At 64.9% G+C, this 21200-nt stretch carries 18 protein-coding genes; 10 read left to right on the top strand and 8 right to left on the bottom strand.

Going from position 1 to position 21200, the window contains the following annotated elements:
• Positions 1 to 221: 221 nt before the first annotated feature.
• A complete protein-coding gene (ftsH, locus tag QA649_RS38580) occupies positions 222 to 2144 on the top strand; it encodes an ATP-dependent zinc metalloprotease FtsH (RefSeq protein WP_018641582.1) in 1923 nt (640 codons plus the stop codon).
• 348 nt (positions 2145 to 2492) lie between these two features.
• Here ftsH and QA649_RS38575 read toward each other — a convergent pair whose 3' ends face one another.
• Positions 2493 to 2777: a hypothetical protein gene (locus QA649_RS38575; RefSeq protein WP_283021716.1), complete on the bottom strand. Its 285-nt coding sequence runs from the start codon at positions 2775 to 2777 to the stop codon at positions 2493 to 2495.
• A 163-nt stretch (positions 2778 to 2940) separates the two neighbouring features.
• Between QA649_RS38575 and QA649_RS38570 the strand changes: the two genes are divergently transcribed.
• A complete protein-coding gene (locus tag QA649_RS38570) occupies positions 2941 to 3378 on the top strand; it encodes a nuclear transport factor 2 family protein (RefSeq protein WP_283021715.1) in 438 nt (145 codons plus the stop codon).
• 92 nt (positions 3379 to 3470) lie between these two features.
• On the opposite strand, the gene QA649_RS38565 is transcribed toward QA649_RS38570, so the two are convergent.
• Entirely contained in the window at positions 3471 to 4346 is an 876-nt protein-coding gene (locus QA649_RS38565; protein WP_283021714.1) for an alpha/beta fold hydrolase, read from the bottom strand.
• Between the two features lie 284 nt (positions 4347 to 4630).
• On the opposite strand from QA649_RS38565, the gene QA649_RS38560 reads away from it, so the two are divergent.
• Both QA649_RS38560 and QA649_RS38555 read left to right on the top strand, forming a co-directional pair.
• Positions 4631 to 4951, top strand: coding sequence for a BA14K family protein (locus tag QA649_RS38560; protein WP_283021713.1), 321 nt, complete (start codon positions 4631 to 4633; stop codon positions 4949 to 4951).
• A gap of 403 nt (positions 4952 to 5354) precedes the next feature.
• Positions 5355 to 7127 carry a DUF6798 domain-containing protein gene (locus QA649_RS38555; RefSeq protein ID WP_283021712.1) on the top strand — a complete coding sequence of 591 codons (1773 nt, stop codon included), beginning with the start codon at positions 5355 to 5357 and terminating at the stop codon, positions 7125 to 7127.
• A gap of 72 nt (positions 7128 to 7199) precedes the next feature.
• Here the strand turns inward: QA649_RS38555 and QA649_RS38550 are convergent, their stop codons facing one another.
• Positions 7200 to 8672, bottom strand: a complete 1473-nt coding sequence (locus tag QA649_RS38550) for a hypothetical protein (RefSeq protein ID WP_283021711.1) — start codon at positions 8670 to 8672, stop codon at positions 7200 to 7202.
• Between the two features lie 290 nt (positions 8673 to 8962).
• Between QA649_RS38550 and QA649_RS38545 the strand changes: the two genes are divergently transcribed.
• The gene (locus QA649_RS38545; protein WP_018641576.1) at positions 8963 to 9127 is read left to right on the top strand and encodes a Flp family type IVb pilin; all 165 of its coding nucleotides are present in this window, start codon (positions 8963 to 8965) and stop codon (positions 9125 to 9127) included.
• Between the two features lie 342 nt (positions 9128 to 9469).
• Here QA649_RS38545 and QA649_RS38540 read toward each other — a convergent pair whose 3' ends face one another.
• Complete coding sequence (locus QA649_RS38540) at positions 9470 to 10453, bottom strand: phosphatase PAP2 family protein (RefSeq protein WP_283021710.1); 984 nt, start codon at positions 10451 to 10453, stop codon at positions 9470 to 9472.
• Between the two features lie 269 nt (positions 10454 to 10722).
• On the opposite strand from QA649_RS38540, the gene QA649_RS38535 reads away from it, so the two are divergent.
• Positions 10723 to 11403, top strand: coding sequence for a TetR/AcrR family transcriptional regulator (locus QA649_RS38535; protein ID WP_026311776.1), 681 nt, complete (start codon positions 10723 to 10725; stop codon positions 11401 to 11403).
• Between the two features lie 151 nt (positions 11404 to 11554).
• On the opposite strand, the gene pyk is transcribed toward QA649_RS38535, so the two are convergent.
• Entirely contained in the window at positions 11555 to 12991 is a 1437-nt protein-coding gene (gene pyk / locus QA649_RS38530; protein WP_283021709.1) for a pyruvate kinase, read from the bottom strand.
• Complete coding sequence (locus QA649_RS38525) at positions 12988 to 13569, bottom strand: DUF1036 domain-containing protein (protein WP_018641573.1); 582 nt, start codon at positions 13567 to 13569, stop codon at positions 12988 to 12990. The genes pyk and QA649_RS38525 overlap by 4 nt, the downstream gene beginning before the upstream one ends.
• Positions 13570 to 13735: 166 nt before the next feature.
• Here QA649_RS38525 and QA649_RS38520 point away from each other — a divergent pair, with 166 nt between their 5' ends.
• From QA649_RS38520 to QA649_RS38505, 4 genes are all read left to right on the top strand, one after another.
• Entirely contained in the window at positions 13736 to 14041 is a 306-nt protein-coding gene (locus QA649_RS38520) for a DUF1244 domain-containing protein (RefSeq protein ID WP_283021708.1), read from the top strand.
• Between the two features lie 194 nt (positions 14042 to 14235).
• Positions 14236 to 14508 carry a DUF2312 domain-containing protein gene (locus tag QA649_RS38515; protein ID WP_018641571.1) on the top strand — a complete coding sequence of 91 codons (273 nt, stop codon included), beginning with the start codon at positions 14236 to 14238 and terminating at the stop codon, positions 14506 to 14508.
• Between the two features lie 116 nt (positions 14509 to 14624).
• A complete protein-coding gene (locus tag QA649_RS38510) occupies positions 14625 to 16391 on the top strand; it encodes an adenylate/guanylate cyclase domain-containing protein (protein WP_283021707.1) in 1767 nt (588 codons plus the stop codon).
• A gap of 47 nt (positions 16392 to 16438) precedes the next feature.
• Entirely contained in the window at positions 16439 to 16882 is a 444-nt protein-coding gene (locus tag QA649_RS38505) for a DUF1801 domain-containing protein (protein ID WP_283021706.1), read from the top strand.
• A 115-nt stretch (positions 16883 to 16997) separates the two neighbouring features.
• On the opposite strand, the gene QA649_RS38500 is transcribed toward QA649_RS38505, so the two are convergent.
• Entirely contained in the window at positions 16998 to 18623 is a 1626-nt protein-coding gene (locus QA649_RS38500) for a DUF882 domain-containing protein (RefSeq protein WP_283021705.1), read from the bottom strand.
• Between the two features lie 271 nt (positions 18624 to 18894).
• Entirely contained in the window at positions 18895 to 21084 is a 2190-nt protein-coding gene (locus QA649_RS38495; protein WP_283021704.1) for a L,D-transpeptidase family protein, read from the bottom strand.
• Positions 21085 to 21200: the final 116 nt, after the last annotated feature.

Genomic DNA, 21200 nt, shown 5'->3' with positions numbered 1-21200 from the left:
GAAAAACCCCGCTTCGGGCGCCATTATTTCAGCGGGAATCGCTCTAAGATGGGCTAAATAGTCCCATCTCGTTCCCTTGGCAGCGACCGGGGCGGCACCTAAATTGTATGCGTCTAACGATGAGGATTCCTTGGGGATTTCCTCGAATAGCCCCAAGTAACTGGGTCGAGTAACTCCTGAAGGATCAGGGCCGCGATCCGCGCGACCACGAAGGAAGATCGATGAACGCCAATCTGCGCAACTTCGCCCTCTGGGTCATCATTGTCTTGTTGCTGTTGGCGTTGTTCACGCTCTTCCAGAATCCGGGTCAGCGCGCCTCCTCGCAGGACATCGCCTTCTCCCAGCTGCTGAGCGAAGTTGATCGCGGCAATGTGCGCGACGTCGTGATCCAGGGCCCGGATATCCACGGCACCTTCACCAACGGCTCCAGCTTCCAGACCTATGCGCCGAACGACCCGACGCTGGTGAAGCGCCTCTATGACAGCAAGGTCCAGATCACCGCGAAGCCGCCGGGCGACAATGTCCCCTGGTTCGTCTCGCTGCTGGTCTCCTGGCTGCCGTTCATCGCGCTGATCGGTGTCTGGATCTTCCTGTCGCGGCAGATGCAGGGCGGCGCCGGCAAGGCCATGGGCTTTGGCAAGTCGCGTGCAAAAATGCTGACCGAGGCGCATGGCCGCGTCACCTTCGAGGACGTCGCCGGCGTCGACGAGGCCAAGCAGGACCTGCAGGAGATCGTCGAGTTCCTGCGCGACCCCGGCAAATTCCAGCGCCTCGGCGGCCGCATTCCGCGCGGCGTGCTGCTGGTCGGCCCTCCCGGCACCGGTAAGACCCTGATCGCGCGTGCGGTCGCGGGCGAAGCCAACGTGCCCTTCTTCACCATCTCCGGTTCGGACTTCGTCGAGATGTTCGTCGGCGTCGGTGCCAGCCGCGTCCGCGACATGTTCGAGCAGGCCAAGAAGAACGCGCCCTGCATCATCTTCATCGACGAAATCGATGCGGTCGGTCGTCACCGCGGCGCCGGTCTCGGCGGCGGCAATGACGAGCGCGAGCAGACGCTGAACCAGCTGCTGGTCGAGATGGACGGCTTCGAGGCCAACGAGGGCGTGATCCTGATCGCCGCGACCAACCGTCCCGACGTGCTCGATCCCGCGCTGCTGCGTCCGGGCCGCTTCGACCGTCAGGTCGTGGTGCCGAACCCCGACGTCGTCGGCCGCGAGCAGATCCTGAAGGTCCACGTCCGCAAGGTGCCGCTGGCGCCCGATATCAACCTCAAGACCATCGCGCGCGGCACCCCGGGCTTCTCCGGCGCCGACCTGATGAACCTCGTCAACGAGGCTGCCCTGACCGCCGCCCGCCGCAACAAGCGGATGGTGACGCAGGCCGAGTTCGAGGAGGCCAAGGACAAGGTGATGATGGGCGCCGAGCGCAAGTCGCTCGTCATGACCGAGGAAGAGAAGCTGTTGACGGCCTATCACGAGGGCGGCCACGCCATCGTCGGCCTCAACGTGCCCGCGACCGATCCGATCCACAAGGCGACCATCATTCCGCGCGGCCGTGCGCTGGGCATGGTCATGCAGCTGCCCGAACGCGACAAGCTGTCGATGTCGCTGGAGCAGATGACCTCGCGCCTCGCCATCATGATGGGCGGCCGCGTCGCCGAAGAGCTGATCTTCGGCCGCGAGAAGGTGACCTCCGGTGCTGCCTCCGACATCGAGCAGGCCACGCGCCTCGCCCGGATGATGGTGACGCGGTGGGGCCTGTCGGAAGAGCTCGGTACGGTCTCCTACGGCGAGAACCAGGACGAGGTGTTCTTAGGGATGTCGGTCTCGCGCACGCAGAACGCGTCCGAGGCGACCGTCCAGAAGATCGACTCCGAGATCCGCCGCCTGGTCGAGGAAGGCTACAAGGAAGCGACCCGCATCCTCACCGAGAAGCATGCCGACCTCGAAGCGCTGGCCAAGGGCCTGCTCGAGTTCGAAACGCTCTCCGGCGACGAGATCGTCGACCTGCTCAAGGGCAAGAAGCCGAACCGCGAGTCCGTGCTCGAGCCGACCACCCCGCGCGCCTCCGCCGTGCCCCCGGCCGGCAAGTCGCGCCCGCGGCCCGATCCGGATCCCGGCCTGGAGCCGCAGCCGCAGGCCTGATAGCAGCGGCAGAAGACATCGAAAAACGCGGCGGCAACGCCGCGTTTTTTGTTTGTGGTGGCGCTTCCGGCTAGGGCAACCGAGCTATACTCGCCGCCAATTCCGTCATCCTGAGGTGCGAGGCATGGGACGCAGCGCGTCCCATGGGGAGCCTCGAAGGATGAACGGCCCCGATGCAGCTGGGCCGTCGCCCTTCGAGGGCCGCTGAAGGAGCGGCCACCTCAGGGTGACGGTGATAGATAGAAGCCTCGCTGCACGATCCGGTCATTGCGAGCGGAGCGAAGCAATCCAGGCTGCCTCCGCGGAAAGACTCTGGATTGCTTCGCTGCGCTCGCGATGACGCCGCAGCTAACGCGCCAGCGCGTGTGAATCCGGGCAGCCGACGAACGCATGCCAGGTCCGCCTGTTTTCATTTTCCTCGCACACCGGCTTGTCAACGTTGTTGACGGTAATTGCCCGGGATTGCTGTTCCGCGAACTTTTGGATGGAGTCTTCCAGCAACCAGCGAAGACCATCTTGAATGGTCCGTCGCAGAATAGGTTGGCCTTCGGCGCATGTGTGGCCGGCTGCACGAGCGGTGTCACTGCGCGCGATATGGACTCCCAAGGTGAATGGCGCCGTTGAAATTGCCATCGCCTGTACCGAATCCCTAACGACCGACAGCCGGCTACAGCGCGACGGCGACGATATCGTTGTGGCGGTGGAAGCCCGTCCGCCGCAGACGACCGGATCGATTGACTGAGCAATCGAGAAGATTGGGGGGGTGAAGTGCGTTAATCCAGCAGAGGAGTATCCCATGAAGTTGGCTCAAATATCAGCATTAGTCTTTTGCTTGCTCGGCGCTCCCGGGGTTGCGTTGGCCGCTGATGCCAAGGGCGACGTGGAGAAGGCTTACGCGGCTTGGGATGCCGCATTCAACAAGCACGACGCAAAAGCCATCGGTGCCTCCTATGTCGCGACGGCCAAACTGATGCCGCCGACACATCAGGTCGCATCGGGTCCTGCGGAGATCGAGAAGTTCTTTGACGGACTCTTCGCGAACGGTGTGACGGGTCACAAGTTGGAGGTGATCGATGCCGGCGGAGATGACAAGGTCGTGTTCGGCACAGCCAAGTGGAGTGCCACAGGCAAGGACAAAGAGGGCAAGCCCTCTCCTCTCGGCGGTTTAGCAATGCACGTATTCGAACGCCAAGCCGACGGATCGCTGAAATTGCGGTTGCAAACCTTCAACTAGGGTGATTGAGGCCAAATCGATCCGGCGGGGCGGTGGCCCTGCCGGACGCGATGGAAGCGTGGGCATGCCGACGCTTGCACCCCATGATTTCGTCATCTGGCCGCGGCCCCCCGCGCCGCGCCCGCATCCCGTCGCTCCAGAAAACGCAGCACATCCTCGTTGAACTGCTCCGGATCCTGCAGGAACGAGAAGTGGCTGACCTCCGGCTGGATCAGCAAACCGGCCCCCGGAATGTTCGCCGCCATGAACTCGGTGTTCTCGCGCTTGATCGCCTCGTCATGGTCGCCGTCCACGATCCAGGTCGGCACCTTGATCGCCGCGAGGTCCGAGGCCGTCCATTTCGGCTGGCTCTCCCACATCTTGGTGATCTCGTCGACGAAGCTCTTGTACTGCGTCGGCGTCGGCGAGAGGCGCTTGTATTCTTCGCCCGCCCGCGCGATGTAGGCGTTGAAGACTTCGCTCGCCGCAATGTCGGCAACGCCTGACGGATCGGAGTTCGCCGCGAAGGCGAACAGCCTGCTCACCCGTTCCGGATGCTTCATGGCGATGTCGAGGCCGATGATCGCGCCGTCGCTCCAGCCGACGATCGCCGCCTTCCTGATCTTCAGATGGTCGAGCAGTCCGATCACGTCCGAGGCCATCAGATCGTAGCCATAGGGCTCCTGGTTGCGGCTGCTGCGCCCGTGTCCGCGGCTCTCCATGACGATGACCTGATAATGCCGTTGCAGCGCGCGGACCTGGTGCCCCCAGTAATTGGCGTTGGCGAGACCGCCATGCAGCAACAGCACGGGCTCGCCCCGGCCGAACACCGCGTACCAGACCTTGATGCCGTTGACCGGCGCAAAGCCGCTCTGCGCCGCCTTGGGCAAGGTCGGCGTCGGCGGCAGGTTCAGCCATCGCGGCGCCGCGTGCGCCGCGCTGATCGAGACGGCGACGAGAAGTGCGACGAAGAGATTGCGAAATATCATGATGCGCCTTCCTGTTCGATCGTCGGATATTAGCGCATTGCGACGCCAGCGCGTCAGTCTCGAGGCAGCGTCGCACCGAGACGTGAAGACGGCAGCGCTCGCGGCCTTGCGGAGATGGATCATTCGTCGCGTTCCGCAAACAAACGACTCTTTCTGCATTTGAACGGCGACATCGCGTCGGGCCGCGCGTATCGGGCGCGTCGGGCTTGTCCGGCGCACCATGTCGATCCACTTCCTGCCGCACCGGCCGCCCGATGCACCGGCCCACATGATGGAGATCGACCATGACTGGATTCAAGACATTCGCTGCCGTGGCCTTGTTGTCGGCCCTGACCGCAACCAGCGCTTACGCGCAATCCGGTTTTGCGAGCAGTCACCCGGATACGTACGAGGCGGAGAACCCCAATCGCAACCTGAATGGCACGTTGACGCCGGCAGGCCGGCTGGGCCTCGAGTTGCCGGACGGCGCAGCTCCTGCGCAAGGCGTGGACAACGTGGTGGCTCGCGCGGATGGGTCGCGGTCCTGCGCCGAGCGCTATCGCTCCTTCGATCCGGCAACGGGCACCTATCTGGGCTTCGACGGCAGCCGCCATCCTTGCAGGTGATGAGACGCGCAAGTCACCGATCCGGATAGCAGGACGGAAGGTGGGCAATGGCGCTCTTGCGCCGTGCCCGCCATCTCCCGGCAATCGAGACAGATGTGATGGACACGCTGGCGCCTTGCCCATCCTCCGACCGCGACGGGCGTGCTTTGGCGAGTTGCAGACGGGACATTGGCCTGTCCGGAGCGGGGCGACCATGTCGCGGGCCTTTGCCCGGCATTTACCATCAGCCAATGTGCCAATTCCGGAACGCCGATTCATCCGCCATTAGCGTTTGTGGTTTAGCTCTGCTGCTGTCCGTCTTCATCGCTCCGTGCGGGCGAGCCGGGCAGGCGCTTCAGGACGGATAGCCGGCACGGCGCTCACCCAATGCTGATACGCAGCGGTCGCTTTCACCGGCTCTCGAATGGCAGACGTCAACGTCACCTCTGACATGATCGGCCGCGATCGCGCGGTCGGCGCGTCGAATTTCTGGGTCGAGATATTTTCGGTCGCCGTCTTCGCGTCGGCGGTGTCGGTGTTGCGGACGGGATTCGTCTTCGGTCTCACCAACAACCTCTACCATCTGCCGATCGTTGCCGGGCTCTACAACGAGCCACAGTATGCGGATGACGCATTCATCCAGTCGCTGCGCTATTTTGCGTCCGGTGTCTGGCTGATCCTGGGCGGCGTCGAGCGATATTTTGACAACGTTCCGCTGCTGTTCCTGATTCTGTTTCTCCTGTCCCGGCTGCTCAGCTTCGTCGGATTCCTGTGCTGTGCTTCGCTGCTGGGGATCACGGAACAACGCGACAGGATCGTCTTCAGCCTGATCCTCTGCTTCACCGCCTTTCTCGACGGCTACAGCTACGCCGGCTCCGGTGGCCTGTTCATCAACACCTTCACCCATTCGGAGATGGCGAATGGCGTGGCCCTGCTGGCGATCTATTTTGCCGCCCGGGGCCGCTTCACCGCGGCGGCGATTGCCGTTGGGATCACGTTCTTCATCAACGCCTTCTTTGCCGTCTGGCTCGTGCTGCCGCTCGGACTGATCGGGATACGTTTCCTGTCGCAGCGGAAGACGACAATCGGCGAGATATCGTCCCGCGTGCTGATCGGTCTCGTGCTGTGCCTGCCGCTCGCGTTCGCCGTGCTTTACGGGTTCCTCGCCAATCCGGAGTTCGGCCGTCCGTTCGGTATCGATTATGCCGACTTCCTCCGTCAGTACTTTCCTGGCCACATGTTGATCGACTCGCTGGCGCCAGGCGAAATCGTCGGCCTCCTGGGCGTCACCGCCATCGGAGCGCTCGCGTTGTTCTCGCTGAGACGGACCGCCGCGGAATTGCGGGTGGCCTGTTTGGGCGCAATCCTGGTCTATCTGATCGGCGTCGTCGTTCCCTTCGTCACGAGATCGCCGCTCATCCTCAACCTTCATTTCCTGCGATCGAGTACGGTCATTCATCTTCTGGCCGCGCTTGCGATCGCGGCATTGCTGACGAAGTGGTTGCGACGGGACAAGGAGGCGACCTTCCTTCCCGCTTGTCTCATCGTGCTGTTCCTGAGCTTCGACGGCTGGGCGGGCCTCGCCTTCGTCATTGCTGCCTTGACTTATGTTCTTCGGGCGGCGGGCTCGGGACCGGCGCCATCCCATCAGCGCACCATGGGTCATCTGGTGCTCGCCGCGACTGTTGTCCTCGCCTGGCCGCTCGCGATCCGGACCGACTTCAACTTCAACCGGATCTGCAACGAGGCCATCGAAGAGTGGGGCGCCGTCGGCGCATGGGCGCGCAACAACACGCCTTTGAACGCAATCTTCCTCACCCCAAGGCGGCCGGGACTTGACGGCTCGGAGGTGAGCACCGCCGACATGGCGCTCGATCGCGCCAGCGTCTTTGAATACGTCTCGCACCGCCGCATCTGGATCGATCACAAGCGCGGCGGAAGCTCGATGTGGATGCCTTCGTATTACCAGACGTGGCGAAGCAGGTTGACGGAAGCTGACAGCCTGAAGTCGCTCGACGAACGGCTGGCCTATGCGTCGCGCAATGGCATCGGTTATGTCATCGATATCTGCCAGAGTCCGGAAGTGCAGAGCGGCGCGCTCTATCGAACGAAGCGGCTCTGCGTATTTTCCGTGGGCGCGAGCGAGCCGGCTGCGCGGAAGGACGCTTCGTCGGTGACAGAGCGATCTCCCGGTTGAGCAGCCGGGCGTCGGGCGAGCCGAGGCGGCGAGCTTAACGGCGGATCAACGCGCAGCCCGTGGATATACACGTCACGGAGCCGTGGCGTCCTCGCGCACATGGATCACCGCGATATTGTCCGCATAGATCCGCTTCCAGCCCTTGAGGTGATCGAGGATCTGGGGTCCCGGTGCATCGGCGGCCAGCAGCGTCGCGTCGATCTTGTACTCCTCGAGCAGGCGGGGCAGCAGCTCGGGCTTCTTCCCTTCGGTCGCCTTGAAGAAGTCCATCACGAATTTCTCGCCATAGAGCTCGGCGCGGCCGTCGACGAACACCGGGATGTCGCGCCCGATCAGGTAGCCGCCGAACCTGTAGGCGTTGAAGATACGCTGCGCTCCACGCTTCTCGAGCAGGTCGGTCGCCGCGACCGGCGTCTGGTCCATCGTGAAGGTGAAGCGGTGGTGCGACATGAAGATCGAGGTCGAGGTCCAGCTTGCTGCCACGATCATCAACGCGCCCGCTGCAGTTACATACCGGGCAGGCCAGCTCTCACCCGTCTGCGCATCGGCTTGCTGCAGGGACGATGTCTCGCCGAGCGGCTTGGCCAGCACCAGCGGGACCAGGAAGGCAAAGGCCTCGATGCTCCGGACATGGCTGAGCGCCATCCAGGTCAGCAGCAGGATCATCAGGATGCGCGGCGGCGATAGTGTCAGGCCGCGATAGAGCCCGAGCGCGATCAGGCCGAGCAGCGCGCCTTCGAACGCGGTGAAGGATGCGAAGTTCGCGGGCGACCATTCGGAGATGACCGTCAGCAGCTCGCCGAGATTGAGGATGTTGGTCGCACCCAGCAATGTGCGCCAGCCATAGGGCGTGACACAGCACGCGGCCAGTGCGGCAACGCCGAACAGGAACCAGCGCAGCAGCAGCCGGACCTGCTTGCCGGATTCCAGGCCCCACAGCGCCACGAACGACATCGGGCCGATCAGCGCGAGGCCCAGCACGAAGCCGCCATGCAGGTTCGCCCACAGCGACATCAGCGGCAGCCAGTACCATGACGGCGTGCCCTTGCGATCGGCTGCCGCCATCAGCATGCCGACCCATGCGATCATCACGGGCAGCGCCAGCATGTGCGGGCGCGCCAGGATGTGGTGCAGCGACAGCACGACCGCCAGCATCGCGAACAGCACCGAGCGCGGCATCTCCAGATGCGCGTCGAGTAGATAGACGAGGATCGCCGCCGACAATGCGACCGCGGCCGCGGTGAGGATCACCGGACCAGCCCAGCCCCATTGCGTATAGGACAGCGCGAACGCGACCTGCGACAACCATGACGTCGAAACCCAGGGCGCCCCGGACCGCGTGAAGGAATAGAAGTCGGCGTAGGGGAGGGCGTGGTGGTCGAGGATCCATTGCCCGATCTTGATCTGCCAGAACGAGTCGGAGTCCTGAAGCAGCGTGTCGCCGACACAGAGGAAGAAGAGATAGGCGCCCGCTCCGACGCAGAGCGGCACCAGCGCACGCGCGCGGTTCTGTACTGCGATGCTGTTGGCAAAGGAAAGGGACATGCCGCCTCGTCGTCCTGCTTGTTCTTGTCGGATTGGCGAGCGGCATTGGACCACGGCGGTCATAACTTCGGGTAAACCGCGACCACTGTGTGAGGTCGTTACAAATTTAACGGATTGTTTTCAATTCCGATTTACCATCGGCGAATACTCGCAAACCGCTGTTTGTTTCCGCAGTCGAATTAACTGCGGCGCAATTCTTTGTCCCTAGGTTCGGTTCCATGGTCGGGCGGCGCTGGGAAGCCGAAGAGACCAGACCACTTGTAGCCTTGTGTACTTTTTGGGAGCACTCTATGAAGAACCTCGTTGCACGTTTCGTGAAGGATGAATCCGGCGCCACCGCCATCGAATACGGCCTGATCGCTGCCGGCATCGCGCTCGCGATCATCACCGTCGTCAACAACCTCGGCAGCACGCTGAACACCAAGTTCGGCTCGATCTCGTCCAGCCTCAAGTAAGGCCGAACGACCTGGGAATTCTGAGAGCCTCGTCTTCGACGGGGCTCTTTTCTTTTGGGGCGGAGATTTTGCGAGAGCTCGGCCTCAGCGATCAGGTCTCGTAGGGTGGGCAAAGCGCAGCCTGCCCACCATTACATGCGCGCCGCATGAGCACGCTGCATTCACAACGTCATTGCGAGCGCAGCGAAGCAATCCAGACTGCCGCGGCGGAAAGACTCTGGATTGCTTCGCTGCGCTCGCAATGACGCGGAGGCGTCAGATACTCGCAAGCTCTATCGCGGTTGCGGAGAGATGGTGGGCACGGCGCTATGTGCCTTTGCCCACCCTACGGCAGTTGCCCCGCTATTCCGCGAGGCTGGGCTGCCAGACCGGCGGCAGCGCGGCTGCGGCGGGCGCGGGCGCCGTGCGGGCGAGCCGTTCAACCCAGAACTTCGTCACCCAGATCGAGGCTGCGGCGAGCGCGATGCCGCCGGCGACGTCGATGAGGTAATGCGCGCCGATCGCCGGCGTCGCCGCGATCATCAACAGATTGAGCGCCGCCGCGATGCCGCCGATGCCGCGCACCGGCCACAGCGCCCACATGTAGAGCACGGCGGATGCGGCGTGAAAGCTTGGAAACGAGACGATGCCGGAGAGGAAGAACAGCCGCAGCTCGTGCAGGCTGCCGTCGCGCAGCGCGAGGATGTCGCGCAACTGACCGGCATAGACTGCGGTGTTGATCTCGGGGAAATGCGCGGCCGGCAATTGCAGCCCGTAATAGGTCCCGATCGCCGGCACCATTGCGGAGATGGCGATGGTGACCGCGAGCGCGAGGCTCATCGCGAGCATGAACACCTGCAGCCGCACATAACGTGCCGTCAGCGTCAGCACGACGGGCACGCCGAGCAGCGGCCATTTGATCAGTCCGTAGCCGCGGGCCAGGACGTCCGCCAGCCAGGGATGGTCGTTGACGAAGCGCGCGATCGGTTCGGGATCGAGGCCGAGCGCGCGGTCGATCGCCAGCAGCGCCTCGTCCTGGAGCGGCCAGTTCATCTTGCCCGCGACGTAGCTCAAAGGTCCGACGATGGCGCAGGTGAGAATGACCTGTCCGATCGTGCCGAGCGAGAACACCAGTTTCGGATCGGCAAGCTCGCCCTTGGTCAACTGGTGGCCACAGGCGATGCCGACCAGGATGGCCGCGATCGCCAGCGTGATGCTGTAGGCGACGGGCTCGAGGCTCAGACCGGTCGCGGGGAGGCCGATCGCCAGCAGGCCGCCCATGGCAACGATGGGAAGCCAGTTCAGGTTGAAGAGCCGCCAGGCGGTTCGGGCGTCCGAATCGAGCATGCTGCACCGAGCTGGGATCGCAGTCGGCGGTAAGGTCGCGGACCTGCTTTAAGATGACGGTAACAATCGTGGTTAGCCGTCTATCAACCCGCTCTCGCACTTTGCGCATTTGTCGCCTGCGGCTTTGGCGTGACGCTTTACGCAAATGCATCTTGTCTTCCTTCCTGAATAGTTGTTCAGTCCTTGCGGGGCGATTTGCAAGCGAATTGCGTGACGAAGCGTTCGGCCGCAGGGCGTGCGGACGGCGTGTGTGGGACAGGAAGCGCGCCATGGTTTATCGGCGGACGCATCAAGTGGTTAAGCGCCTTGCGGCCCGGCGCAGTGCGATACTGGCGGCGGCACGGGAGGCGGCGGCGGAAGGCGGGATGGCGGCGGTGCAGATCGCGCCGGTCGCGGTCCGGGCCAATGTCGCGGCCGGCACCGTCTATCGCTACTTCCCCTCCAAGGCCGAGCTGATCTCCGAATTGATCGCCGAGGTCTCCCGCGACGAGCTCGCGGCGATCCGCCGGGCGGCCGACGCCGCGCCGGGCCCGTCCTCGGCACTCGCGGCCGCGGTCACCACGGTGGCGGTCCATACCCTGTCGCAGCGGCGGCTGGCCTGGGGCATCCTGGCCGAGCCTGTCGATGTCGATGTCAGCGCCTCCCGGCTTGCCAGCCGGCGTGAGATCGCTGGCGAGATCGCGGCGAGGATCGATGCGGCTGTGCGTGCCGGTCATCTGCCGGCGCAGGATACCGCCCTTGCCGCCACCGCGCTGCTGGGGGCGCTGCATGAGGCTCTGGTCGGGCCGCTCGCGCCCGACAATCTCGAAGATCCCGTCAAGATGCGCGATGCGGTGCAGACCGTGACCCTGCTGGCGCTGCGCGCCGTCGGCGTCATGGACGCCCGCGCCCGTGGCCTCGTGGTCCAGCAGACGCTGCTGCCGACGACGAAGGCGCTGGTTGGGGCGTAAAATCGCGCTGCGACAGAGATGGCGCGCCGATCGCGCTCAGGTCATTGCCTGAGCGTGCCTTTTCGTGAAGCCCCAGCATGTCAGCCGGACCGGCCGGCTACTGTGCATGGGGTTGTTTTCCGACTTTTTTGTTTTGACCGCGCTGGCGGGCCTAAATGTTCGCGTCGCCCTCGGGGCCGACCGAGGCGATGCGCACCATGTTGGTGGTGCCGGGGATGCCCAGCGGCACGCCGGCGACGATGATCACGCGCTGGCCGGCGCGGACGAAACCGTCCCGGAACGCGATCTGGCCGGCGCGGCTGACCATATCGTCCTGGTCGCGCGCGTCCTCCGCCACCACGCAATGCACACCCCAGACGACGGCGAGCCGGCGGCCGGCGGCAATGTTCGGCGTGATCGCCACGACCGGCGGCTTCGGCCGCTCGCGCGCCACCCGCACCGCGGTCGAGCCCGAACTGGTCCAGCAGATCAGGGCCGGCAGGTCCAGCGTCTCGGCGATCTGCCGCGCGGCGTCGGCGATGGCATCGCCTGCGGTCGATTCCGGCGTCGGGCGCTGGGCGGTGATCACCGAGCGATAGGTCGGGTCGCGCTCGACCTCCTCGCCGATGCGGTTCATGGTCGAGACCGCCTCGACCGGGAATTTGCCGGCGGCCGATTCCGCCGACAGCATGATGGCGTCGGCGCCCTCATAGACGGCGGTGGCGACGTCGGAGACTTCGGCGCGGGTCGGCACTGGCGACTGGATCATTGATTCCAGCATCTGGGTCGCGATCACCACCGGCTTGCCGGCGCGGCGCGCCATCCGCGTCATCTGCTTCTGCAGGCTCGGCACGCGCTCCAGCGGCAGCTCGACGCCGAGGTCGCCGCGCGCCACCATCAGCGCATCGGAGGCCTCGATGATGTCGGCGAGGCGGTCGATCGCCTGCGGCTTCTCGATCTTGGCCATCACGGCGGCGCGGCCGCGGATCATCTTCTTGGCCTCGATCACGTCGTCGGCGCGCTGCACGAAGGACAGCGCGATCCAGTCGACGCCGGTGACCAGGGCAGCCTCGAGGTCGGCGCGGTCCTTGGGCGTCATCGCCGAGACCGGCAGGTCGGTGTCGGGCAGGCTGACGCCCTTGCGGTCGCTCATCTTGCCGCCGACCACGACGCGCGTCACCGCGTGCTCCTTCGAGGTCTCCTCCGCGATCAGCCGCACCTTGCCGTCGTCGAGCAGCAGCGCGTGGCCGGGCCTGAGCGCGGCCAGGATCTCCGGATGCGGAAGATGGACGCGCGTGGCATCGCCCGGCGCCTTGTCGGAATCGAGGGTAAAGGTCTGGCCGTTCTGGAGCTGGACCGCGCCTTCGGCGAAGGCGCCGAGCCGGAGCTTGGGGCCTTGAAGATCGACCAGGATGCCGATCGGGCGGCCGTAGCTGCTCTCGACATTGCGGATCGTCGCCACCAGCTCCCGCATCTTGTCATGCGGGGTGTGGCTCATGTTGATGCGGAACAGGTCGGCGCCGGCCTCGAACAGGCGGCGGATCATTGCGAGATCTGAAGAGGCAGGTCCCAGGGTCGCAAGAATCTTGATACGGCGAAGACGCCTCATGGCTTATTTCCGGAAGGGGGTGGCAGGCCGGGCGAGCCCGGGGGCGTAGCACCGGGCGGGACATTGGGCAAACCCGGAACGCCGCCCGGGCCAACCGGTCCGGGCAGGCCAGGCACGCGCTGCTGCGCCGGCTGTTCGTTGGCATCGGTGAGCTGCACCGTCCAGGCGCGCTGCTCGCCGGTATCGACTTCGAAATAGCCGGTGCGGTCATAGCCGCGTGCCAGGCAATCCTCGGTGCCGCGGATGGTGAATTCCTTGTCGCGCGAGCACATGAAGGCCTGGCCCGACCATTCGCCGCCGCGGTCATAGTCGATGGCGTAGATGTAGTAATAGCGGGCGACCAGCGTGCCCCGCAGCAGCGTCTCGCAGGAGCGGGACGAGATGTTCCACCAGCCCTCCGTGGTCCAGCCTTCGGCGTCCTTGTAGCCGAGCGCGATGCCGACCCGGCTCGAGGTGTTGTTGCAGAGGCGGAAATCGGCGGACGCCGGGCTGGCCCAGAGGCACAGCAGGGCGACCGCCAGCACCGGGACCAACCGGGCGAGCAGGCGAAGCGGGAAGCGGGGAGATTCGGCAATCATTGTTGCGGAAGGTATACCAGATCATTGACGATTTGGCGTAGGGCCGGGGAACTGCCCCAGGCCGCGCTTTGGCCCGTTTGCACCGCGATGTGGCAAAATCTGTGACAGGACCCCACCTGATCCCGTAAGGGTGACGATGTCTAAGGGCGAGCCGAGGGATCCAGCTATGGCAATCGACGACAAAACCAGAACGGAGCTCGAGGCGGCCGCTTTCCGGCGCCTGGTCGATCATTTGCGGAGCCGGACGGACGTCCAGAACATCGACCTGATGAATCTGGCCGGCTTCTGCCGCAACTGCCTGTCCAACTGGCTGAAGGACGCCGCAGACGCGCAAGGGGTCGCCCTGAGCAAGGACGAGAGCCGGGAGGCCGTCTACGGCATGCCCTACGAGACCTGGAAGGCGAAGCACCAGGGCACGGCCACGCCCGAGCAGCTCGAGGCGATGAAGAAGGCCCATCCGCACGGTCACTGAGAGGCCCCGGTCCGCATCGCCTGAGTCGCACCACACAACAGCTTTCTTCGAGCCGCCGCAGGAAGGTGTGGGCGCGCTGTGGACGAGCGCGATGCTTGCTTGAACGCAGGGGGGACGAACCCTAAGGGTTTTGCCAGCACGCGCGGTGGATGCCGGCGTCACCTCGTTTTGCCAGTTCCATTGGGAGTACCAAGATGGCCACCTCCGCCGCCGTCCGCGACGACGAACCCGCGACGAAATTTGCCAAGGACCAGCTCAAATCCATCATCGAGCGCATCGAGCGGCTGGAGGAAGAGAAGAAGGCGATCTCCGACGACATCCGCGACGTCTATGCCGAGAGCAAGGGCAACGGCTATGACGTCAAGGCGCTGCGCACCATCGTGCGCCTGCGCAAGCAGGACCCCAACGAGCGCGCCGAGGCCGAGACCATCCTCGAGACCTACATGCAGGCGCTGGGGATGCTCTGAAGGCGACGGGACCGCGCCTCACCCGTAAGAGTGCCTCGCCGGGCCGCAATTTGCGGAGGCCCGCGCTTGGGCAAAATCCGCGGGTCTGCTAGAGTGCTCGGTGAAGGGACCGAGCTATGGATGTGCCTGGACCAGAGCGCAGGCTCGCCGCGGTCCTCGCGGCTGACATGGTCGGCTTTAGTCGGCTCATGGAGGTCGACGAGGGTGGCACGCTCGCGCGCCTCAAGACCCACCGGATCGAGCTCATCGATCCGGCGATTGCCAAAAATCACGGCCGCATCATCAAGACGACGGGCGACGGCCTGCTCGTCGAATTCCATAGCGTCGTCGACGCCGTGTTGTGCGCTGCTGAAATTCAGAGCCGGATGGGGCGTCGCAACGCCGATGTCCCGCCGCCGCGATGGATACAATTCCGCATCGGTATCAATCTGGGCGACGTGATCGTCGATCAGAACGACATTTTCGGCGACGGTGTCAACGTCGCGGCACGGTTGGAGGCACTGGCCGAGCCTGGAGGCATTTGCATCTCCAGCGCAGTGCGTGACCAGCTGGGCCAGCGCCTCGATGGTGTCGCATTCGAGGACATCGGCGAGCAGAACGTCAAGAACATCGCGCGCGCCATCCGCGTCTACCGGATTCGATTGGAGGATGGGTCGGCAAGCGCGCCAGCCGGCACGACGGCCGCTGCAAAGGTGACCGGCAAGTCGAAGAAACCGTCAATCGCCGTGCTGCCCTTCGCCAACATGAGCGGCGATCCGGAGCAGGAGTTCTTTGCAGACGGTTTGACCGAGGACATCATCACCGAGCTTTCACGCTTCCACGACCTGCTGGTGATCTCGCGCAACTCGACCTTCGTGTACAAGGGAAAGTCGGTTAAGGTACAGGACGTCGGCCGCGAATTCGGTGTCGACTACGTCATCGAGGGAAGCGTGCGAAAGGCCGGGGATCGCGTCCGCGTCACCGTGCAGCTGATCGATGCGGAGACGGATCGGCATATCTGGGCCGAGCGCTATGACGGCGAGCTCAAGGACATCTTCGCCATCCAGGACGAGATGACCCGGGCGATCGCCGCCACGTTGCCCGGCCGTGTCGAGGCGGCGACGCACGATCGCGCGAACCGCAAGCCGACGGACAACATGGCGGCCTATGAATGCGTGCTGGCCGCGAAGGTCTTGCACCATCGCTCCAATCGCGAAGACAATGCGCGGGCGCAGCTTCTGCTCGACCGGGCGCTCGAGCTCGACGCGAACTATGCTCACGCGCATGCGTGGAAGGCGTGCGTCCTGGGCCAGACCTGGGTCTATAGCTGGTGCGCGGATCGCGACGCTACCTTTGAGCAGGTGGCTTCAGAGCTGGAAACCGCGCTGGGCCTCGATGACAATGACAGCGACGTCCATCGCATCCTCGCGGCACTCAATCTGAACCGCGACGATCATGATAAGGCCACTTACCATCAGGAACGCGCGCTCGCGCTCAACCCGAATTATGACCTCGTGGTGGTGCAGCAGGGCGAACTGCTGACCTGGCTGGGGAGGCCGGAGGAGGGCATCGACTGGATCAAGAAGGCGATGCGGCTCAACCCGTATCATCCGGAACGCTTCTGGAGCCATCTCGGGCGTGCCTATTACTGTGCCGAGAAATACGCCGAAGCCGCCGAAGCGTTCTCGCGGATCTCACGCCCCGATCACACCCATCATGCGTTCCTCGCCGGGATATTCGCGCAGATGGGCAATGCAGTGGCTGCCGGCGCGCACGCGGCCGAAGTTCTCAAGCGTGAGCCGGCATTTTCCGTCGCCAATCATCTTGCGACCCAGCATTACAAGCGGGAGGTCGATCGTCAGCGCTATGAGGCTGGCCTTCTCCGGGCGGGCCTGCCGACTTGATCTGGCGCACGGCGGAGACCGATTGCCGATCCATCGAGAGTGAGACTGTGACCGAGCCGATATTGCCGCGCGAGGTGAGCCGGGCCTTCGACGCCTTTCCGGCGCCGATGCGCAAGCGGCTCCTTCAGGTGCGCGATCTGATCTTTGCGACCGCCGCAGAGCATGAGGAGGTCGGCCGGCTCAGCGAAACCCTGAAATGGGGCGAGCCCGCCTATCTGACCGAAGAGACGGGCAGCGGCTCAACGATCAGGCTCGGCCGCCTGAAGGATTCCGATCACGCCGCCGTTCTGTTCAACTGCAAGACGACGCTGGTCGACACCTTTCGCGAGCGCTTTCCAGATCAGTTCGAGTATCGGCAGACGAGGGCTTTGCTGTTGCCGGTGGCGGGCAAATTGCCAAAGCGGGAGCTCGCCGTCTGCTTGTCGCTGGCGCTGACCTATCATCTGGATCGGCGGGGCGGGAAAGCGAAAATAGAAGCTGTGAACCTGTAGCCCGGATGAGCGAAGCGATATCCGGGATGTCGCAGCGCGCGCCGCTTTCCCGGATGTCGCTGCGCTCATCCGGGCTACGAGGCTAAGGTCGTGGATAGAGCGAGGGCTAACAGCCTCAGCGCAGCGCGGCCGTGCGCATGACGAACGACGTCGTCTCGAGCTTCGCGGTCGCGCTGCCCGAGAAGCTGTCGCAGGACAGGCCCGGCATGGGGTCCTCGGTGAAGCCCATCGCGATCACCGTCTGCGGCTTGACGAAATAGCCGCGCAGCGCCGCCGTATCGAGCTCGCCCATCAGCGTGACCGACATCGCGCGGCTGGCGCTCGGCGACAGCATCACGATCTTGAGCCAGATGCTCTCGTTCTTGGCCGCGGACAGGCGGGTCGCGGTCGCGACCATGCCGTCGACGCTCTTGCCGACCACACTGTTGATCTCGGTGGCGGGTGCCGCGCCGCGCGTGCCCGGACGGGCGGAGCGCGGGATCGGCGCGGAGGCGGCGACAACGTTGCTGCGGTCGACCGGGGAGGCGGCCGGCGCGTAAGCCAGCGCCTGAAGAGTTGCGCTAGACACGCTTGCGGTTGGCTGCGGATCGCTCGCTGAGGCAAGCGCCTGGCGGGCCTTCAGCGCCGCGACCTGGGCGGGCGTGGCCTGCTGCGGCGTGGCGGGGGCATCCCAGAAGCCGCGGGCATTGATGATGTCGGCCGGGGTCTCCGGCTTGGCCTCGGCAGGTTTGGCGGCGGGCTTGTCAGCCACGGGCGCGGGCTTCGGCTTGGGCGGCGCAACGAGCTGCGCATCGGCCGAGGCGAGCTGGAGGGTGGCGGCGACCTGCGGCTTGGCGCGCGGGGTCGGGACCGGGTCGGCCGGCTTGGCTGCGGCGGCGACCACCGTCGGCCCGGACGACTTCGCGGCCGGGGCCGGCGCGCCCTCGTCATCCTCGTCGCTGCTGCTGGCGGCGGGCGGCGCCGACTTGCTCTTGAACAGAGCGGCGAAGAAGTTCGGCTTGCTGGCGCCGTCATCGCCGCTGCCGCGACGCTCGATCTCGGCCCTGGCGAGCTCATAACCCTTCAGCGGCGTGCCGTCGGTCGGCAGATGCACCGTCTTCCCGTCCGGGAAGACGCGGGCGAGCTGGTCATGCGTCATGCGCGGCCAGTGCCGGATGCTGCCGGTGTCCAGATGCACGAAGGGCGAGCCCGAGGTCGGATAGAAACCGACGCCGCCGCGCTGCAGGCGCAGGCCGGCGAAGCGGATCTGCTCCAGCGGCACGCCCGGGATGTAGAAGTCCATCGCATGGCCCAGCATGTGCTGGCTGAAGCGCGCCACGCCCGAGGAGCGGCGGCGGAGCATGGCGTTGGTGGCGGGGGAGCGGTAGGAGGAGATGATCTGGATCGGCTGCTTGCCGTCGACGTCGCGGTAGACTTCCCAGAGGATGTCGAAGAGGTGACGGTCCATGACCGTCTCGTCCTGGGTGCGCCAGTCGCGCAGGAAATGGTTGAGCTGCTTCAGCGCGGCTTCGTCATAGCGCCCGTCGCGCTTGAAGGTGACCGTGAGGTCTTCGCCGGAATGGGTGTGGTGGAAGGAGAGGGTCTTGGTCTCGTTCAGCGCGGCGGCGTTATGGACCGAGCCGGCGGCAGCCAGCAGCAATACGGAAGCGAGGCCGATCCGAGATCCGACCTTCACTCCCGCATGGGACAACGACAGCACAGCAAGTTGGCGTGCAAGACCAGTCAGCACGAATGAGCCCACCCAGTCGACGAGCGTTCAAATGGACTCTCCCGCCAACCCCGTTAGCGCGCGAAAGAGGATGAACGCTTTCTTAAAGCAAGAAGGTTAATTCGAGGTTGACCTTCCCGCCCCCAAACCAAGTCAGGCTACAATCCTAAACGGTTGACTGTGGCAAAAAAACGCCCGCTGCCTGAGGGCAGGTCGGAGAATGGTTAACGTTAAGCGCCCCCATCTGGGGATGAGGGCGCTGATTTCATTGCAGAATTTCAGGAAATGAGGCGCCGGGCGGGCCTCAGCGGGTGAACACCCGCTGCGGCCGGCGGCCGACCGGAGCCGGCGGCGGGGTCGGGGCTCCGAACAGCCGCTCGAAGAAGTTCGGACCGGACGAGCCGAAGCCGCCGCCATTGTTGGCCACCGCAACGCCCGAGGGCAGGGTGGTCGCCGGGCGCGAATAGCTCGGCTGCGAGTGCGCGACGACGTTCTCGAGATCCTTGCCGCGGCCGTTCTTCAGGATGTTGATCATGGTCGCGTCGCGGCCATAGACGTCCTTGCGGATTTGCAGCTTGCCGGCGTCGTCCACGAACGCGGTCTGATAGGTGATGTTGACCGGGATCGGGGTGGGGAATTTCAGGTCGATCTCGCTCTTGCCGTACATGCTGCGCACGCGCTCGGGCGTGTACTTGTCGTTCGGCATCGCGATGTTGAGCAGCACGGAGGCGTACTGATCCGGGTTCTGGACGCGCATGCAGCCATGGCTGAAGGCGCGGTCTTCCCGGGCGAACAGGTTCTTGTCCGGCGTGTCGTGCTGATAGACCAGGAACTTGTTCGGGAAGTTGAAGCGGATGCGGCCGAGCGCGTTGGCTTCACCGGGCGGCTGCGAGATGTGCACCGAGCCGTCGCGGTTCTGCTCGAGCTTGAGGCCCATGCGCTGGAGCACGGTCGGGTCCTGCTGAAGCGCCGGCAGATACTCGTTGTAGACGATCGACGGCGGCACGTTCCAGGTCGGGTTGACCGTGATGTACTTCATCGTCTCGGTCAGCAACGGGGTGGCGTGCTGGCCGGGCTTGCCGGTGACGACGCGGGTGGTCCAGACCTGCTGGCCGCGCTGCATCACCTTCAGCGTGTAGTCGGGAATGTTGAGGATGACATAGGCATCGCCCAGCGCGGGCACGCCGAGGTCGCGCGGCAGCCAACGCCAGCGCTCCATGTTCACCAGCACGGTGTCGATCTGCTTGTCGCGCTTGGGGGTGTTGAGCGCCTTGACGGTCTTGTCGTCGAGGATGCCGGTCGGCTTCATCTCGGCGCCGCTCTGGAATTTGCGCACGGCTTCGGCGACCGCAGCGTCATAGCGGCTGTCGCTGGCGTTCTCGGCGATGCCGAGCTTGGCGCGCAGCTGCGGGACGCGCGGATCGTCCACGACGATCTCCGCCTGCTTCTTGCCGGCCGGGGTGTACTTCAGCGCAGGACCGTCGGCGATCTCGATCACCGGGCCGCTGCCCTGGCCGCGGAGCTCCGCGAGCTTGGCCTTCAGCTCCTTGTAGAGCTTGTGCGGCGGGTTGTAGCTGTCGAGCGCGGCGGACGCGTCAGTCGCGGTCGTGACCTTGGTGAGCACCTCGCTCGGATCGACCGGATGCTCGGGATAGAGGATGTCGCCGCTGACCTGCGACCAGTGCATGCGGCCGCTCTGGGCCTGGCGCGCATAGTCGAACATGCTGGCGGTGAGCTTCAGCTCGGCGTCGGCGAGCGCATCGGGCGTCGTGGCGGCGGCGAAATCCGGCGCCGGATAGTCGGCGGGATTGAGACCGTCGGAGGCCGCATCTTTGAGCCGCGCGATCACGCCCTTGGCAGCGGCAGTCAGGCTGCCGCCTTGTGTCCACACCGGCGCGAAGTCGCGGGCGCCATAAAACTTCTCGATCGCCGCGCGCTCGTTCTTGCGGTCGAAATGGCGCGAGGTCTTGGCGCCGATGATGTCCTTGAGCTTGTCGGCGACCGGCTGGTCGGCGGCGGGAACGTTGCTGGCAGCCTTGACCGGCTCGGCGGCCGGAGCCGCCGCAGTGGCAGGCGCTGCGGGAGCCGGCGGTGCTGTCGCAGTGTCAGCCTTGGCAGGCTCGGTTTTGGCAGGCTCAGATTTGGCCGTCTCGCTCTTCGGCGCCTCAGGTGCGGGCGTGGCGGCGACGTCGGACGGCTTGGTCTCGACCTTGTCGGGCGCGGGCGCGGCGTCCGCCTTGACGGGCTCTTTGGCAGTTTCCTTGGCAGGATCCTGCACCGTGGCGGTGGTGTCGAGCTTGATGTCGGAAGCGGTCGGGGGCGGAACGTTGGCGGGCTCGGGGCGCGGGATCGCGGCTTCGATCGCGAGTTCGGCAGCGCTGCTGCGCGCCTGATCCTGCGCCAGCGCCGAGCCGGCCGACACCGTGAGGAAGGTTGCCGCGACCGTCATCAAGACACGGTCAAAGCCTGCACGGTGGTTCAAACAGTCACGCATTGTGTCACACCCCTCGGGTGAACTGTTCCTCGTGGAACAGCTTCGTTATCGCCTAATTGAGTTTCGGCTAATCGCGCCGGCCTCTCGAAAGTCGCACGCCTGCACGCAACGATTCC

This window comes from Bradyrhizobium sp. CB1717, from assembly GCF_029714325.1.
Taxonomy (GTDB): domain Bacteria; phylum Pseudomonadota; class Alphaproteobacteria; order Rhizobiales; family Xanthobacteraceae; genus Bradyrhizobium.
Note: the sequence above shows the minus strand (reverse complement) of the source record. Positions and strands in the feature narration are given on the sequence as shown.

What these genes read in the sequence shown, in the direction of transcription:
- ftsH (WP_018641582.1), top strand. Translation starts at nt 222, where the DNA reads ATGAACGCCAATCTGCGCAACTTCGCCCTCTGGGTCATCATTGTCTTG.
- QA649_RS38575 (WP_283021716.1), bottom strand. Translation starts at nt 2,777, where the DNA reads ATGGCAATTTCAACGGCGCCATTCACCTTGGGAGTCCATATCGCGCGC.
- QA649_RS38570 (WP_283021715.1), top strand. Translation starts at nt 2,941, where the DNA reads ATGAAGTTGGCTCAAATATCAGCATTAGTCTTTTGCTTGCTCGGCGCT.
- QA649_RS38565 (WP_283021714.1), bottom strand. Translation starts at nt 4,346, where the DNA reads ATGATATTTCGCAATCTCTTCGTCGCACTTCTCGTCGCCGTCTCGATC.
- QA649_RS38560 (WP_283021713.1), top strand. Translation starts at nt 4,631, where the DNA reads ATGACTGGATTCAAGACATTCGCTGCCGTGGCCTTGTTGTCGGCCCTG.
- QA649_RS38555 (WP_283021712.1), top strand. Translation starts at nt 5,355, where the DNA reads ATGGCAGACGTCAACGTCACCTCTGACATGATCGGCCGCGATCGCGCG.
- QA649_RS38550 (WP_283021711.1), bottom strand. Translation starts at nt 8,672, where the DNA reads ATGTCCCTTTCCTTTGCCAACAGCATCGCAGTACAGAACCGCGCGCGT.
- QA649_RS38545 (WP_018641576.1), top strand. Translation starts at nt 8,963, where the DNA reads ATGAAGAACCTCGTTGCACGTTTCGTGAAGGATGAATCCGGCGCCACC.
- QA649_RS38540 (WP_283021710.1), bottom strand. Translation starts at nt 10,453, where the DNA reads ATGCTCGATTCGGACGCCCGAACCGCCTGGCGGCTCTTCAACCTGAAC.
- QA649_RS38535 (WP_026311776.1), top strand. Translation starts at nt 10,723, where the DNA reads ATGGTTTATCGGCGGACGCATCAAGTGGTTAAGCGCCTTGCGGCCCGG.
- pyk (WP_283021709.1), bottom strand. Translation starts at nt 12,991, where the DNA reads ATGAGGCGTCTTCGCCGTATCAAGATTCTTGCGACCCTGGGACCTGCC.
- QA649_RS38525 (WP_018641573.1), bottom strand. Translation starts at nt 13,569, where the DNA reads ATGATTGCCGAATCTCCCCGCTTCCCGCTTCGCCTGCTCGCCCGGTTG.
- QA649_RS38520 (WP_283021708.1), top strand. Translation starts at nt 13,736, where the DNA reads ATGGCAATCGACGACAAAACCAGAACGGAGCTCGAGGCGGCCGCTTTC.
- QA649_RS38515 (WP_018641571.1), top strand. Translation starts at nt 14,236, where the DNA reads ATGGCCACCTCCGCCGCCGTCCGCGACGACGAACCCGCGACGAAATTT.
- QA649_RS38510 (WP_283021707.1), top strand. Translation starts at nt 14,625, where the DNA reads ATGGATGTGCCTGGACCAGAGCGCAGGCTCGCCGCGGTCCTCGCGGCT.
- QA649_RS38495 (WP_283021704.1), bottom strand. Translation starts at nt 21,084, where the DNA reads ATGCGTGACTGTTTGAACCACCGTGCAGGCTTTGACCGTGTCTTGATG.